Below are 14251 nucleotides of genomic sequence, written 5' to 3'. Positions count from 1 at the left end.
CGCTGCATCACCGGCCTGAGGTTTGCTTCAGGCCGGTGGGATTCCACGTACCGCTGCGACAAACTCCCGCATCCGCCCGGCATGCTTGATGCCGGGCGCGGTTTCGATGCCGCTGGACACGTCCACGCCCCACGGCCGGGCCAGCGCGATGGCCTGGGCCACATTGCCCGCATCCAGCCCGCCAGCCAGCAGGAACGGCAGCGGCAACGAGGCCGGCAGGCGCTGCCAGTCGAAGCGCTGGCCACTGCCGCCAGCCTCACCGACACCGTGCCCATCGAACAGCACCGCCGTGGCCGAGGGCCAGGCGGACACACGCGCCACGACATCGCCGGCCGCGCCCTGCCCCATCGCCACCGCCTTCAGGAACGGCAGACCGAAGGCCGCGCAGAACGCATCGTTCTCGGCACCGTGGAATTGCAACAGATCCGGCTGCACCGTTTCGACCACCCGTGCCACCTCATCGGCCGGGTTGTCCATCAGCAGCGCCACGACAGCGATGCCGGCCGGCACCCGCGCACGCAATTCCGCTGCCTGCGTCACCCCCAGACAGCGCGGACTGCGTGTGGCGAACACCAGCCCGATCAGGTCCACGCCCAGCGCCACCGCCGTATCGACATCGACGGCCCGGGTCAGGCCGCAGAACTTGATCCGGGTATCACCCTGCGCGTGGTCACGTGCCGTGGCCGACGTGCCGGAACCGGCTGAACTGGAAAAAATGCGCGAGGCCGTCACAGCGTCACCTCGTCCGGCAGCTGCCATTCGGCCGGATACAGCGGCCCGACGAACAGCAGGCCCTGCGGCGGCGCGGTCGGGCCGGCAACAGTACGGTCACAGCCGTCCAGCACTTCGCGCGGCCAATGCACCGGACGCTCGCCACAGCCCACCAGCAGCAGGCTGCCGACCAGATTGCGCACCATGTGATGCAGAAAGGCATTGGCCTGCACCTCGACCCGAACCTCCTCACCGATACGCTCAACGCTGAGGTGTTGCAGCTCGCGGCGCGGGTGGTTGGCCTGGCACTGGGAGGAACGGAAGGCGCTGAAATCGTGCATGCCAAGCAAGCGCTGCGCCGCTTCGTGCATGGCCTCGGCATCCAGCGGCCGGCGTTCCCAGCTGAGATAGCGCGCCTCCAGCGCCGGGCGGATGCGGCGATTCGCGATGCGATAGCAATAGCGCCGCGCACGTGCGGAAAAGCGTGCATGGAACTGCGCATCAACCGGCTGCGCCCAGCGCACCGCAATGCTGGATGGCAGGCGCGAATTGGCGCCCATCACCCAGGAGTAGTCGCTGCGCTGCGCCTCGCTGTCGAAATGCACCACCTGGCAGCGTCCGTGCACGCCACGATCGGTGCGGCCGGCACAGACTACGTCCACGCGCTGCCCGGCGACGAAGGACAGCGCATCCTCGACCGCCTCCTGCACGCTCGGGTTGTCATGCAGCCGCTGCCAGCCGCAGAAGTCGGTACCGTCGAATTCAATGCCCAGCGCGTAACGCATGCGGGTTCCTGAAAATGGAAAGGCCGGAAGCTTCGCGCTTCCGGCCTTTCATTGCCAGCGTGGCGGGACGCGGATCAGGCGATGCCGTCGATCAGGCGACGTGCTTCCTCGCGCTGTTCGGCGTTGCCCTCGGTCAGTACCTCTTCCAGCATGCCGCGTGCACCTTCGGCATCGCCCATGTCCAGATAGGCGCGGCCCAGTTCCAGCTTGGTGGCGGCGGCATCGGCGTCGATGACGGAGAAATCGTCGCCGGCATCGGCCTGACCCGTGCTGTCGGTGAAATCGTCAGCCTCCGGCACGGCCTGTACCGCAGCCGAATCGAAGGACTCGAAATCATAGTCCTGCCCGGCCGCCGGATCGGCAACTGGTTCGACTGCGGGCTGCCCGGCATCGGCACTGCTGCCGGACGAGAACCAGTCGATTTCGCGCTCGTCCGACGCATCCTGCTCAGCCGTTTGTACGAAGCTGTCCTGCGGCTGTTCCGGCACTGCCGGGGCGTCAAATTCGGCGCTGCCTTCATCACTGCCCAGACCGTACGCCTCGGCCACGTCTTCGACATCCGGAGCCGCTGCGAACAGCGGATGGTCCGGTGCGATCTGTGCACCCATGTCGCGCACTTCCAGCCAGGCCGGATCGTTGCTGTCGTAGACCTGAGCGTACATCGCTTCAGCCGCACTTTCGAACGCGACCACGTCGTTGCGGGTGTAGTAGTGGCGCAGCAGGTCCAGATGCAGTTGCAGATCGTTCGGGTACTGGCTGATGGCCTCGACCAGTTCGGCTTCTTCCGCTTCCGGCTCGTAATCGACCACGGCCGGCGTGGCACTGGCGGCAGCCGCAGGCAGCGCAGCATCAGCCTTGCCCTTCTTGCGACGCATCGCCAACAGGCCGACCAGGCCCAGCAGCACGGCGGCACCGCCACCGATCAGCCACGGATTGAAACCGCTGTCGGCGGCCGGAGCCGGCTGTGCCGGCGCCGGATCGGCGGCAGGTTCCGTGACAGGCGCAGGTTCCGGTTCGGCCAGGGCCACGGGCTCGGAAACCTGTTCCTGTTCTGCAGCGGCGACAGGGTCGGCCGCCGGATCGGTGTCCGCGTCGCTGGTGCTGTCGATATCAGCCTGCGCATCGGCCACGGCCATGACGTCGGCGTCATCCTCGACCGCCTCACTGCCGTCGTCCAGCATTGCGGACGAACCCTCCGGGGCCGCTGCGGCGCTGGGCGCCAGGCCGGCGGCGGCTTCCAGTTCGGCCAGGCGACGCTGCGCGGCGGCCAGTTCGCTGTCCTTGAGTTCGAGCAGCCGCCGGCTTTCGCCGCGCAGTTCCTCCAGCTCGCCGACACGCGACTTCAGTTCGATGTTTTCCTGCGACAGCGCGCTGGCTTCCTCGCGTGCGCGCGCCAGCTCGGCACGCAGTTCGCGGCCGCTGCCTTCGGCGGCGGCACCGGACTGGCTGGCGCTGCCATCCCCGGACGCGTCGCGCGGCGGGGTCAATTCCAGACGCGATTCAGTACGCGAGGCCGCGGTCGCACGGGCTGCGGCGCTGCCGGGGGTGCCGTCTGCCGGCTGCGCCACCGTACTGCCCGGGCCACCCCAGGCCTGCATCTGGTCACGCACCTGGGCGGCTGCTTCGGCGGCGGCCACCACGGTGGTTTCGTCCCGACCGGGAATGCGCAGCACCGCGCCCTTCTTCAGGCGGTTGATGTTGTTGCCGATGAAGGCATCGGGATTGGCACGCAGCAGCGCCATCATCATCTGGTTGATCGTAACCGCATCATCCGGACGGTTGCGCTGCGCGATCGACCACAGGGTTTCGCCTGCAGCCACGGTGTACGAATCGGTGCCATAACCGGGATAGCTGGAAGGCGCCACGTCCTGCGGCGCAGCCACCGGCGCCGGCGCGGCGGCAACAGGTGCCGGCTCGGGTACCGGTGCGGGTGCGGACGGCAGCGGCGGGGGAACTTCTAGCGATTCGGTACGCGCCGGAGCCGGATCGGGCAAGGCGCTGGCGGCGGCCGGCGCACTGGCGGTGATCGGCGCCATCGAGGGCGGATCCAGCAACACCGTGTATTCGCGCAGCAGACGACCCTTGCCCCAGTCCACTTCCAGCAGGAAGCTCAGGAACGGGTCGGCAACGCCGGTCGGCGTGGTGATGCGGATGACCTTGGCGCCGCGCGCGTTGGTCTGCACCTCGAACTGGAGGTTGGCCGACTGCAGCGCCGGCCGGTCCAGCCCGACACGCGCGAACGCATCCGGCGAGGCCAGCCGCACCGCTAGGTTATCGGCCTCTCCAGGGCTGCTGACGAGCACCGGGATTTCCGCGACAAGTGGTTGATTCAGGGCCGATTTCACCTCGATCTGACCCAGTCCCAGCGCATAGGCGTGGGAACCACCCAATGCCAGGGCCAAGGCCAACGGGAGTCGGAGACGCTTGTTCATTATGGAGGCTTCCCCTAGGGCAATACGTATGGATTGCGTGGCGGTCGTTTCCCCCTGAAAGCTAGAAACGACTTGATAACGCTTTCCTAACTATAGATCAGGCTACAGGTTTTACCAATAGTTCAGCAATCTGTACAGCGTTCAACGCCGCGCCTTTCCGGATATTGTCCGACACCACCCAGAGGTTGAGGCCGCGGGGATGCGAAATGTCCTGGCGGATGCGGCCGACGAAGACCGCGTCCTTGCCCGAAGCATGGGTGACCGGGGTTGGCCAGCCACCGGCTCGCACCTCGTCCACGACCACCACGCCCGGCGCCTGTTGCAGCAGTTCCCGTGCGGCCTGCGCCGTAATCGGCTCGCGGGTTTCGATATGCACGGCTTCGGAATGACCGTAGAACACCGGCACGCGGACCGCGGTCGGGTTCACCTGGATGTTCTCGTCGCCAAGGATCTTGCGGGTTTCCCAGACCAGCTTCATTTCCTCCTTGGTGTAGCCGTTGTCGAGGAAATCGTCGATCTGCGGGATCAGGTTGAACGCGATCTGCACCGGGAAGCGCTCCGGCTTGGGGTCGGCGAAGTTCAGGATCGCGGCGGTCTGGCGGCCCAGTTCCTCCAGCGCCGAGCGGCCACCGCCGGACACCGACTGGTAGGTCGCCACATTGATCCGCTCGATGCCGACCTTGCGATGGATCGGCGCCAGCGCCACCAGCAGCTGCATCGTCGAGCAGTTCGGGTTGGCGATGATGCCGCGCGGCGGGTTCTGCACCGCTTCCGGATTCACTTCGGACACCACCAGCGGCACGTCCTCGTCGTAACGGAAGGCCGAGCTGTTGTCGATCACGGTCGCGCCCTTGGCGGCAAAGCGCGGCGCGTGCTCCTTCGAGACCGAACCGCCGGCCGAGAACAGCGCGATATCCACGCCTTCCGGATCGAACTGCGCCAGATCCTGCACCATCACGTCACGGCCACGGAAGGACACCGTGCCGCCAGCCGAGCGCTCGGACGCCAGCACCACCAGTTTGCCGATCGGGAACGCGCGTTCGGCCAGGATCGACAGCATGGTTTCGCCGACAGCACCGGTGGCGCCGACGACCGCGACGGTGTACTGCTTCGGGGACTCACTCATGTCACGGGTTCCTCGGGTTCGGGCCAGATCACGGCCACAGGATGGAAGAAAAATACTCAGCCCGGCGTTTGACCGGGAATCAGCGGCGCCACCGGGCCGACATCGCCGCACTGGCCGCGATGGCGCAACGCCTGGTCGATCAGCACCAGCGCCACCATCGCCTCGGCGATCGGCGTTGCGCGGATGCCCACGCACGGATCGTGCCGGCCCTTGGTGACGACTTCGACCGCATTGCCGTCCACATCCAGGCTGCGGCCGGGCAGGCGCATGCTGGATGTGGGCTTGAGCGCGATCGAACAGCGGATCGGCTGGCCGCTGGAAATGCCGCCCAGGATTCCACCGGCATGGTTGGAAACAAAACCTTCGGCCAGGATCTCGTCGCGGTGTTCGGTGCCGCGCTGCGCGGCCGAAGCGAAACCGTCGCCGATTTCCACGCCCTTGACCGCATTGATGCCCATCAGCGCACTGGCCAGTTCGGCATCGAGCTTGCCGTAGACCGGCTCGCCCCAGCCCGGCGGCACGCCCTGCGCCACCACATCCACGCGCGCCCCGACCGAATCGCCGGATTTACGCAGCGCGTCCATATAGCGTTCCAGCTCGGGCAGCTGCGCCGCATCGGGCCAGAAGAAGGGATTGGTTTCGACCACATCCCAATCGAACCCGTGCGGCACGATGTCGCCCAGCTGCGACAGCCAACCGCGCACCACGATGCCGCGCTGCGCCAGCCATTTTTTCGCGATCACGCCGGCGGCCACGCGCATCGTGGTCTCGCGCGCCGAACTGCGCCCGCCGCCGCGCGGATCGCGGATGCCGTATTTCTGCCAGTAGCTGTAATCGGCATGCGCCGGGCGGAACTGCTGCGCGATATTGCCGTAGTCCTTGCTGCGCTGGTCGGTGTTGCGGATCAGCAGACCGATCGGGGTGCCGGTGGTTTTTCCTTCGTAGACGCCAGAGAGGATTTCGATCCCGTCGGCCTCGCGCCGCTGCGAGGTATGGCGCGAACGGCCGGTGGCGCGGCGCTCCAGATCGGCGCGGAAATCCTCCGGCGCCAGTTCCAGCCCGGGAGGGCAACCGTCGATCACGCAGCCGATGGCCGGCCCGTGGGATTCACCGAACGTGGTGACGCGAAAAAGATGACCGAAGGTGTTCACGGCATGCCTTGGGATTTACTCCCTCTCCCCTGCTTGCGGGAAAGAGGGTTGGGGTGAGGGGGAGCTTTTCATTAGGTTGGGTTCGAGCAAAAGCACCCGCGGCTGCGCCGCTCAAAAGCCCTGTTTGCCCCCGCAAGGGGAGGAGAGGGAACAAATGCGCTCATCCCCGTGCCTCCGCCAGCTCCCGAATACGCACATGGTGGCGAACCAGATCGTCGCGCTCGATCACGAACACACCCATCGCGCCGACGCGGAATTCGATCCATGCGAACGGCACTTCCGGCAGCAGTTCGACCAGCGCGCGTTCGCTTTCACCCACTTCGCAGATCATCAGGCCGTCTTCGGTCAGATGCTCCGGCGCATCGCGCAGCATGCGCAGCACGATGTCCAGCCCGTCATCGCCGGCACGCAGGCCCATTTCCGGCTCGTATTCGTACTCACGCGGCAGCGCATCGACCTCGGCGTGGGTGACATAGGGCGGATTGCTGACGATCAGGTCATAGCGTTCGCCCTGCAGCGCGGCGAACAGGTCCGATTGCACCAGCCGCACGCGCGCGCCAACCTCGAAACGCTCGACATTGGCCTGCGCCAGCGCCAGCGCATCGGCGCTCAGATCGACACCATCAACCTGCCAGTCAGGCTGATACACCGCCGTGGCGATCGCGATGCAGCCCGAGCCGGTGCACAGATCCAGCACACGCGAAATCTCGCGCTCGCCGACCCACGGCTGGTAGCCGACTTCGATCAGCTCGGCAATCGGCGAACGCGGCACCAGCGCACGCGGATCACTGAGGAACGACAGCCCGGCAAACCAGGCCTCGCCGGTGATGTAGCAGGCCGGAATGCGCTCATCGATACGACGCTGGAACAGCGCCAGCACGCGCTGCTTCTCATCACTGGTCAGGCGCGCCTGACCGTAGACCGGCGACAGGTCATGCGGCAGATGCAGCGCGAACAGCGTCAGCTGGGTGGCCTCGTCCAGTGCGTTGTCGTAACTGTGGCCGAAAGTCAGGCCGGCTTCGCCGAAACGGCTGGCGCCATAGCGGATCAGATCGATGATGGTATGCAGTTCGGTGCTCATGGTGCAGTGCGGTATGGGAATCGTCGCAGTATAGCCCGCTGCCCGCCCGGCACCGCCAGCCTTCTCGCGCCGGCGGTGGCGCGTCGCGCATGACCGCAGGAAAATACGCCGAACCAGCCCGGCCTGATGGCCCGGCCTTGCCCGCTGCGAAGCGGCCGGCCGCGATGTGCCACCGCTATACTTGCCGGTTATGAATACGACCTCCCCTTCCCGCTCCGGCCGCGTGCCGCTGTTCCTGGTGCTGCTGGCGGCACTGGCCGCCGGTCTTGGCCTCTGGGCCGGCCAGAAATTCTTCCTTGGCAGTGGCACGCCGCTGCCCGAAACCCGCACCACGCGTCTGCTGGATCCGCCCCGTATCCTGCCGGAATTCAGCCTCCAGACCATCAACGGCGGAACCTTGGCATCGGCCGATCTCAAGGGCCGCTTCACCCTGGTGTTCCTGGGTTTCACCCACTGCCCGGACGTATGCCCGATGACGCTGCTGGAACTGGCGCAGGCGGAAAAGCGCTGGCAGCAGGCGCTGCCTGAAGCGCAGCATCCGCGCATCCTGCTGGTTTCGGTCGATCCGGAGCGCGACAACCCGGAACTGCTGAACCAGTACGCCACCCACTTCAGCCCAACCATCCTGAGCGGCACCAGCGATGTGGAAAGCCTGACCCGGCTGGCCAAATCGCTGAGCATGGTGTTCGCCAAGACCCCGCTGGGGCCGGAACCGCAGAACTACACCATCGACCACACCAGCTGGGTCGCGGTGCTGGATCCCGACGCGCACCTGGCCGGCTTCATCCGCCCGCCGCTGGATCCGGAAGCCATCGCGCAGGATCTTCAAACGCTGGTGGAAGCACGCTGATGTCGGCCGCGATCAAGGCGCAATACCTGCTTCCCCATCGCCTGCTCTCGCGCCTTGCACTGCGTGCCTCGCGCAGCGAAGTGCAGCCGTGGAAGAACTTCCTGATCCGCCAGGTGCTGGCACATTTCGATGTGGCGATGGACGAGGCCGAACAACCGGATCCGTTCGCCTACCCGAGCTTCAACGCCTTCTTCACCCGCGCACTGAAGCCGGGCGCGCGCCAGCCCGATCCGGATCCCGCCGCGCTGCTGATGCCGTCGGACGGACGCATCAGCCAGGCCGGAAACATCGAACAAGGCCGCATCTTCCAGGCCAAGGGCCAGCATTACAGCGCGGCCGAACTGCTCGGCGACGAAGCCGCCGCCGCACCGTTTTCCGACGGCCGCTTCCTCAACGTCTACCTGGCCCCGCGCGACTACCACCGCGTGCACATGCCCTGGACCGGCACCCTGCGCGAAACCCTGCACGTGCCGGGCCGCCTGTTCAGCGTCTCGCCCGCCACAGCGGCGGCGGTGCCGCGCCTGTTCGCACGCAACGAGCGCCTGGTCTGCCATTTCGACTGCGACTTCGGCCCGATGGCGGTGGTGATGGTCGGCGCGATGCTGGTATCCGGCGTGGAAACGGTCTGGAACGGCGTCAACATCCCCAAATACGCCAACCAGCCGCTGCGCCGCGATTTCCGCGGGCAGAACATCGTGCTGGAACGCTTCGCCGAAATGGCACGCTTCAACTACGGCTCCACCGTGATCGTGCTGCTGCCGGCTGGCGCCGCCGAACTGGTGGACGGACTGCAACCACAACAGACGGTACGCGTCGGCGAACGGTTCGCGCTGCGGCGCTGAACAACACCACCAATCAGTAACAAACCCAATCTGAATACCCGGGCTGCGTGGCTACCCGGCTTGATCCTTGATGCGTCCGGGCTGAGGCGTAGGAAGAAGATTGAGCACGACCCTGTCACCGGCAGACGGATCGCTGCAAAAACCAAACGGCGGCTTTCGGGCCGCCGTTTCGTTTCCATCTTCTTTCTGTCTTCGCAAACCGTTTCTCTGGATGAAACAGGGAGCCAGGAACATCAATCCTCAATCGTCGCCGGCAGCAACTTCGCCGGTTCGGGCTGGGCTGCGACCTGCAACTGGCCGTCCTTGACCGTGACATCGACGCGGCCGCCGCCGACCAGTTGGCCGAACAGCAGTTCGTCGGCCAGCGGGCGTTTGATCCTGTCCTGCAACACGCGCGCCATCGGGCGGGCGCCCATCTGCGGATCGAAGCCATGCTCGGCCAGCCAACGCCGCGCTTCGGGATCGACACTGAGCACGACGTGCTTTTCCTGCAACTGGGTTTCCAACTCGATGATGAACTTGTCCACCACCCGCAGGATGTAGTCGAAATCCAGTCCGCGGAACTGCACGATCGCATCCAGCCGGTTGCGGAACTCCGGGCTGAAACTCTTGCGGATCGCTTCCATCGCATCGGTGCTGTGGTTCTGTTCGACAAACCCGATGGTGCGACGCGCCGCCTGCTGTGCGCCGGCGTTGGTGGTCATCACCAGCACCACATTGCGGAAGTTGGCCTCGCGCCCGTTGGTGTCGGTCAGCACGCCGCGGTCCATCACCTGCAACAGGATGTTGAAGATGTCCGGATGCGCCTTCTCGATCTCGTCCAGCAGCAGCACGCAGTGCGGCGTCTTGACGATCTTTTCGGTCAGTAGCCCGCCCTGATCGAAGCCCACATAGCCTGGCGGTGCACCGATCAGGCGGCTGACCGAGTGCGCTTCCATGTATTCGCTCATGTCGAAGCGGATCAGTTCGATGCCCAGCTGCATCGCCAGCTGACGCGTGACCTCGGTCTTGCCGACGCCGGTCGGGCCGGCGAACAGGAAGCTGCCGATCGGCTTGTCCGGGCTGCCCAGCCCGGAGCGCGCCATCTTGATCGCGGCGGTCAGGGTGTCGATGGCCTCGTCCTGGCCGAACACGACCATCTTCAGGTTGCGCTCCAGGTTCTTCAGCACATCCTTGTCCGAGGCCGACACCTGCTTGGCCGGGATGCGCGCCATCTTGGCCACGATCAGTTCGATTTCCGGCACATCGATCAGTTGCTTGCGCTCGGCCTCGGGCACGACACGCTGACGCGCGCCGGCCTCGTCGATCACGTCGATGGCCTTGTCCGGCAGCAGGCGCTCGCCGATGTGCTTGACCGACAGGTCCACCGCCGCGCGGATCGCGTCATTGCTGTATTCGACCCGGTGATGGTCCTCGAAGCGCGATTTCAGCCCCTGCAGGATCTCGATCGCCTCGGCCACCGAAGGCTCCACCACGTCGATCTTCTGGAAGCGCCGCGCCAGTGCGTGGTCCTTCTCGAACACGCCACGGTATTCCTGGAACGTGGTCGAACCGATGCAGCGCAGCTCGCCCGAAGACAGCGCCGGCTTGATCAGGTTGGAGGCGTCCATCGTGCCACCGGACGCCGAGCCGGCACCGATGATGGTGTGGATCTCGTCGATGAACAGGATCGCGTTTTCTTCCTTCTTCAGCTGTGCCAGCACGCCCTTGAGGCGCTTCTCGAAATCGCCGCGGTACTTGGTGCCAGCCACCAGCGCGCCCAGATCCAGCGCGTAGATGGTGGCGTCCTTGAGCACTTCGGGCACCTGGCCGTCGACAATGCGCTTGGCCAGCCCTTCGGCCAGCGCGGTCTTGCCGACGCCGGCCTCGCCCACGTACAGCGGATTGTTCTTGCGCCGCCGGCACAGCACCTGGATGGTGCGTTCGACTTCCTCGGCGCGGCCGATCAGCGGATCGATCTTGCCCAGCCGGGCCTGTTCGTTGAGGTCATTGGCGAACTCGCTGAGCGGATTGGCCGGCTTTTCCTCGATCGCCTCGCCGTCCTTGCCGGTTTCGGTTTCCGGCTTGGGCAGGTCATGGCCGATCTTCGCCACGCCGTGCGAGATGTAATTGACCACGTCCAAGCGGGTGATTTCCTGCTGGTTGAGGAAATACACCGCGTGCGAGTCCTTCTCGCCGAAGATCGCCACCAGTACGTTGGCGCCGCTGACTTCCTTCTTGTTGGACGACTGCACGTGGTAGACCGCGCGCTGCAGCACGCGCTGGAAGCCCAGCGTGGGCTGGGTATCGCGGCTGTCTTCCACCGGCAGCACCGGCACGTTCTCGGCGATCACGCTGCGAAGCTCGCTCGCCAGACGGCCCAGATCGGCACCGCAGACCCGCAGCACGCCGGCGGCGGAGGGGTTCTCCAGCAGTGCCAGCAGCAGGTGCTCCACCGTCATGAACTCGTGCCGGCTTTCGCGCGCCTGCTTGTAGCACTGGCCGATGGTGTATTCGAGGTCTTTGCTGAACATCGATACCTTTCCTATGCGAAGGGTGATGCGGGAACGCACCACGATGGCCCGTATGTGGGGGCGGTCAGGCCGGCTCCATAGTGCACAAAAGCGGATGCTGATGGGTACGTGAGAATCCGTTCACCTGTTCGACCTTGGTCTCGGCCACCTCACGGGTGAACACGCCGCACACGCCCTGCCCGCGCGTATGCACATGCAGCATGACCTGGGTGGCGCGCTCGCGGTTCATGCTGAAGAACACCTGCAACACCTCCACCACGAAGTCCATCGGGGTGTAGTCGTCGTTCAGCAGCAGCACCCGGTACAGCGGCGGCGGGCGTACTTCCGGACGTGCCGGCGCGATCAGTACGCCGTGGTCGGATTCGTGTTCGTGCTCGTGTTCGTGTTGGCTGGCCTGGCTCATGGTGCTCAAGTATATGGACCCGTCCGCCGCTTCCCAAGGCGGCTCATGCCGCCGCACCGGGCCGCATGTCGCCGCTGTCGAGCCAGCGCTGGTGCCAGCCCAGCGCTTCGCCCAGCAGATGCGGGGTGTGCTTGCCGTAGCTCTCGCGGCTGGCGCGCTCGAAGTAGTCCTGCAGCAGATCACGGTAATCCGGATGCGCGCAGGTGGCGATCAAGCTGCGCGCGCGCTGCTTGGGCGAGAGCCCGCGCAGATCGGCCAGGCCGAACTCGGTGGCGATCACACTGACATCGTGCTCGGTGTGATCGACATGGCTGACCATCGGCACCAGCGCCGAGATCGTGCCGTTCTTGGCCGTGCTGGGCGACAGGAAGACCGAAAAATAGCCGTTGCGCGCGAAATCGCCGGAGCCGCCGATGCCGTTCTGCACCCGTGAACCCATGATGTGGGTGGAATTGACGTTGCCGTAGATGTCGGCCTCGACCATGCCGTTCATGCCGATACAGCCCAGGCGCCGCACCAGTTCCGGATGGTTGGAGATTTCCTGCGGCCGCAGCAGGATGCGTTCGCGATAGAAATCGATATCGCGCTTGAATGCCTCGTTGGCCTCCGGGCTGAGCGAGAACGCGGTCGCCGAGGCGCTCGCCAGCACGCCTTCGCGCAGCAGACGCAGCATGCCGTCCTGGATCACCTCGGTGAACGCGTTCAGGCCACGGAATCCGCCCTCCTCCAGCCCGGCCAGCACCGCATTGGCGATGTTGCCCACGCCCGATTGCAGCGGCAGCAGGTTTTTCGGCAGGCGCCCGCGCGCCACTTCGTTCTTGAGGAACTCGACCACATGCCCGGCAATCGCGCGCGAAGTGTCGTCGATCGGGCTGAACGAAGTGTTGCGGTCCGGCCCATCGGTCAGCACCACCGCCGCGATCTTGTCCGGATCACAACGCAGATACGGCTCGCCAATGCGGTCGTCGGCACGAACCAGCGGAATCGGCACGCGCTGCGGCGGCAAGGCGGTGCCGTAATAGATGTCGTGCATGCCTTCCAGCCCGGCCGGCTGCCAGCGGTTGACCTCCACAATCACCCGATCAGCCAGTTCCAGCCAGGTCTTGTTGTTGCCGATCGACGTGGAAGGAATCAGCGCACCATCCTCGCGGATGCCGGCCACCTCGATCACCGCCACATCGATATCACCGTAGAAACCGGACCAGGTATGCGGCGCAACATGCGACAGGTGCATGTCCAGATATTCCAGCGTGCCCTCGTTGATGCGCCGCCGGGTTTCCGGATCGGACTGGTACGGCAGGCGCAACTCGATGCCATCGACCTTGGCCAGCGCACCATCCAGCTCCGGCGCGGTGGACGCACCGGTCAGCACACGAATCTGGAAGCGCTGGCCGAGCGCATGCGCCGTCTCGATGCGCTCGGCCAGCGCCAGCGGCACCTGCTTGGGATAACCCGAACCGGTGAAACCGCTCATCGCCACGGTGGTGCCGGGAGAAATCAGGGTCGCGGCCTGCGCCGCCGTCATCACGCGCTCACGCCAGCGCGAAGGAATCCGGGAATCGGAAGGCATGACTACTCCATGTCAGGAAAGGAGCACCATGATAAAGGCTGGATGTTGCGCTTGCTTGTCGGCCCATCGGTGTTGTGCGAGGATCGGGCCGGACGCCATCATCCTGAACTAAAAGTGAGGGCGAGTTAGGCGGTGGGATTAGGTGGTGGAATCTGGCAATTGCCTGATCGGATAGCAGATTTTTCCTGAACGTGCTGCGATACCACGGATTAGGCTGTGGGATTACGCAGCGATTTATCATCGAATTGTAGTTAGATGCCAGATTTGGCGTTGCGTATGCTCACAGAAAATCGACAGCCGCAAGACTGTTTTTGGCAACTCATAGCCACTACTATTTCTCCTTCATACCGTAGAGGAGATTGCACGTGAAGAACTGGCTCTTTCTGGCTATTGCAATATTTGGTGAGGTCGTCGCAACTTCCGCACTGAAGTCCAGCCATGGATTCACCAAGTTAGTTCCTTCTGTTGTAGTTGTGGCTGGCTACGGGCTTGCGTTCTATTTCCTCTCTCTCGCACTCAAGTCCATCCCGGTCGGCATTGCTTATGCTGTTTGGGCTGGCCTCGGCATCGTACTTGTGGCAGCTATCGCTTGGATCTTCCATGGCCAGAAACTAGACTTGTGGGCGTTCGTTGGCATGGGACTTATCGTTAGTGGCGTCGCCGTTCTAAATCTGCTATCCAAGGTCAGCGCACATTGATCGGGCTGGCATCTAACAATTCATGTATGGACTCCCCCGTCAACCCCTGACGGCATGGTTTTGTGAAGCGCCAGCTTCACGGCATTTGA

12 protein-coding genes are annotated in these 14251 nt (G+C 64.9%); 3 read left to right on the top strand and 9 right to left on the bottom strand.

Features of this window, described 5'->3' with window-relative positions; genetic code table 11:
• Positions 1 to 27: 27 nt before the first annotated feature.
• The 6 genes from WDB66_RS05425 to prmB form a co-directional block, all read right to left on the bottom strand.
• The gene (locus WDB66_RS05425) at positions 28 to 648 is read right to left on the bottom strand and encodes a phosphoribosylanthranilate isomerase (RefSeq protein WP_339397751.1); all 621 of its coding nucleotides are present in this window, start codon (positions 646 to 648) and stop codon (positions 28 to 30) included.
• An 80-nt stretch (positions 649 to 728) separates the two neighbouring features.
• Positions 729 to 1496 carry a tRNA pseudouridine(38-40) synthase TruA gene (truA, locus tag WDB66_RS05420; protein WP_339397522.1) on the bottom strand — a complete coding sequence of 256 codons (768 nt, stop codon included), beginning with the start codon at positions 1494 to 1496 and terminating at the stop codon, positions 729 to 731.
• A gap of 74 nt (positions 1497 to 1570) precedes the next feature.
• Positions 1571 to 3928 carry a motility hub landmark protein FimV gene (locus WDB66_RS05415; RefSeq protein WP_339397521.1) on the bottom strand — a complete coding sequence of 786 codons (2358 nt, stop codon included), beginning with the start codon at positions 3926 to 3928 and terminating at the stop codon, positions 1571 to 1573.
• A gap of 97 nt (positions 3929 to 4025) precedes the next feature.
• Positions 4026 to 5054, bottom strand: coding sequence for an aspartate-semialdehyde dehydrogenase (locus WDB66_RS05410; RefSeq protein ID WP_339397520.1), 1029 nt, complete (start codon positions 5052 to 5054; stop codon positions 4026 to 4028).
• Between the two features lie 56 nt (positions 5055 to 5110).
• The gene (gene aroC, locus WDB66_RS05405; protein WP_489670827.1) at positions 5111 to 6220 is read right to left on the bottom strand and encodes a chorismate synthase; all 1110 of its coding nucleotides are present in this window, start codon (positions 6218 to 6220) and stop codon (positions 5111 to 5113) included.
• A 145-nt stretch (positions 6221 to 6365) separates the two neighbouring features.
• A complete protein-coding gene (gene prmB / locus WDB66_RS05400) occupies positions 6366 to 7286 on the bottom strand; it encodes a 50S ribosomal protein L3 N(5)-glutamine methyltransferase (RefSeq protein WP_339397518.1) in 921 nt (306 codons plus the stop codon).
• Between the two features lie 190 nt (positions 7287 to 7476).
• Here prmB and WDB66_RS05395 point away from each other — a divergent pair, with 190 nt between their 5' ends.
• Positions 7477 to 8136: an SCO family protein gene (locus WDB66_RS05395; RefSeq protein WP_339397517.1), complete on the top strand. Its 660-nt coding sequence runs from the start codon at positions 7477 to 7479 to the stop codon at positions 8134 to 8136.
• Positions 8136 to 8978 carry an archaetidylserine decarboxylase gene (gene asd, locus WDB66_RS05390; protein ID WP_339397516.1) on the top strand — a complete coding sequence of 281 codons (843 nt, stop codon included), beginning with the start codon at positions 8136 to 8138 and terminating at the stop codon, positions 8976 to 8978. Before WDB66_RS05395 ends, asd begins: the two co-directional genes overlap by 1 nt.
• 233 nt (positions 8979 to 9211) lie before the next feature.
• Here the strand turns inward: asd and clpA are convergent, their stop codons facing one another.
• The 3 genes from clpA to scpC form a co-directional block, all read right to left on the bottom strand.
• On the bottom strand, positions 9212 to 11491 hold the full coding sequence (gene clpA, locus WDB66_RS05385; protein WP_339397515.1) for an ATP-dependent Clp protease ATP-binding subunit ClpA: 2280 nt from the start codon (positions 11489 to 11491) through the stop codon (positions 9212 to 9214).
• Positions 11492 to 11555: 64 nt separating this feature from the next.
• Positions 11556 to 11894 (bottom strand): ATP-dependent Clp protease adapter ClpS, encoded by a 339-nt coding sequence (gene clpS / locus WDB66_RS05380; RefSeq protein WP_339397514.1) that lies wholly within the window; start codon positions 11892 to 11894, stop codon positions 11556 to 11558.
• 43 nt (positions 11895 to 11937) lie between these two features.
• Complete coding sequence (gene scpC, locus WDB66_RS05375) at positions 11938 to 13464, bottom strand: succinyl-CoA:acetate CoA-transferase ScpC (RefSeq protein WP_339397513.1); 1527 nt, start codon at positions 13462 to 13464, stop codon at positions 11938 to 11940.
• 365 nt (positions 13465 to 13829) lie between these two features.
• Here scpC and qac point away from each other — a divergent pair, with 365 nt between their 5' ends.
• Positions 13830 to 14162, top strand: a complete 333-nt coding sequence (gene qac, locus WDB66_RS05370; protein ID WP_000800531.1) for a quaternary ammonium compound efflux SMR transporter QacL — start codon at positions 13830 to 13832, stop codon at positions 14160 to 14162.
• The last annotated feature ends 89 nt before the right edge of the window (positions 14163 to 14251 follow it).

It is taken from the genome of Denitratimonas organivorans (assembly GCF_037478135.1).
In the GTDB taxonomy this organism is placed as follows: domain Bacteria; phylum Pseudomonadota; class Gammaproteobacteria; order Xanthomonadales; family Xanthomonadaceae; genus Denitratimonas.
The sequence above is the reverse complement of the archived record's forward strand: the minus strand, read 5'-3'. Positions and strand labels throughout refer to the sequence as shown.

What these genes read in the sequence shown, in the direction of transcription:
- WDB66_RS05410 (WP_339397520.1), bottom strand. Translation starts at nt 5,054, where the DNA reads ATGAGTGAGTCCCCGAAGCAGTACACCGTCGCGGTCGTCGGCGCCACC.
- clpS (WP_339397514.1), bottom strand. Translation starts at nt 11,894, where the DNA reads ATGAGCCAGGCCAGCCAACACGAACACGAGCACGAACACGAATCCGAC.
- asd (WP_339397516.1), top strand. Translation starts at nt 8,136, where the DNA reads ATGTCGGCCGCGATCAAGGCGCAATACCTGCTTCCCCATCGCCTGCTC.
- prmB (WP_339397518.1), bottom strand. Translation starts at nt 7,286, where the DNA reads ATGAGCACCGAACTGCATACCATCATCGATCTGATCCGCTATGGCGCC.
- clpA (WP_339397515.1), bottom strand. Translation starts at nt 11,491, where the DNA reads ATGTTCAGCAAAGACCTCGAATACACCATCGGCCAGTGCTACAAGCAG.
- scpC (WP_339397513.1), bottom strand. Translation starts at nt 13,464, where the DNA reads ATGCCTTCCGATTCCCGGATTCCTTCGCGCTGGCGTGAGCGCGTGATG.
- WDB66_RS05415 (WP_339397521.1), bottom strand. Translation starts at nt 3,928, where the DNA reads ATGAACAAGCGTCTCCGACTCCCGTTGGCCTTGGCCCTGGCATTGGGT.
- WDB66_RS05395 (WP_339397517.1), top strand. Translation starts at nt 7,477, where the DNA reads ATGAATACGACCTCCCCTTCCCGCTCCGGCCGCGTGCCGCTGTTCCTG.
- truA (WP_339397522.1), bottom strand. Translation starts at nt 1,496, where the DNA reads ATGCGTTACGCGCTGGGCATTGAATTCGACGGTACCGACTTCTGCGGC.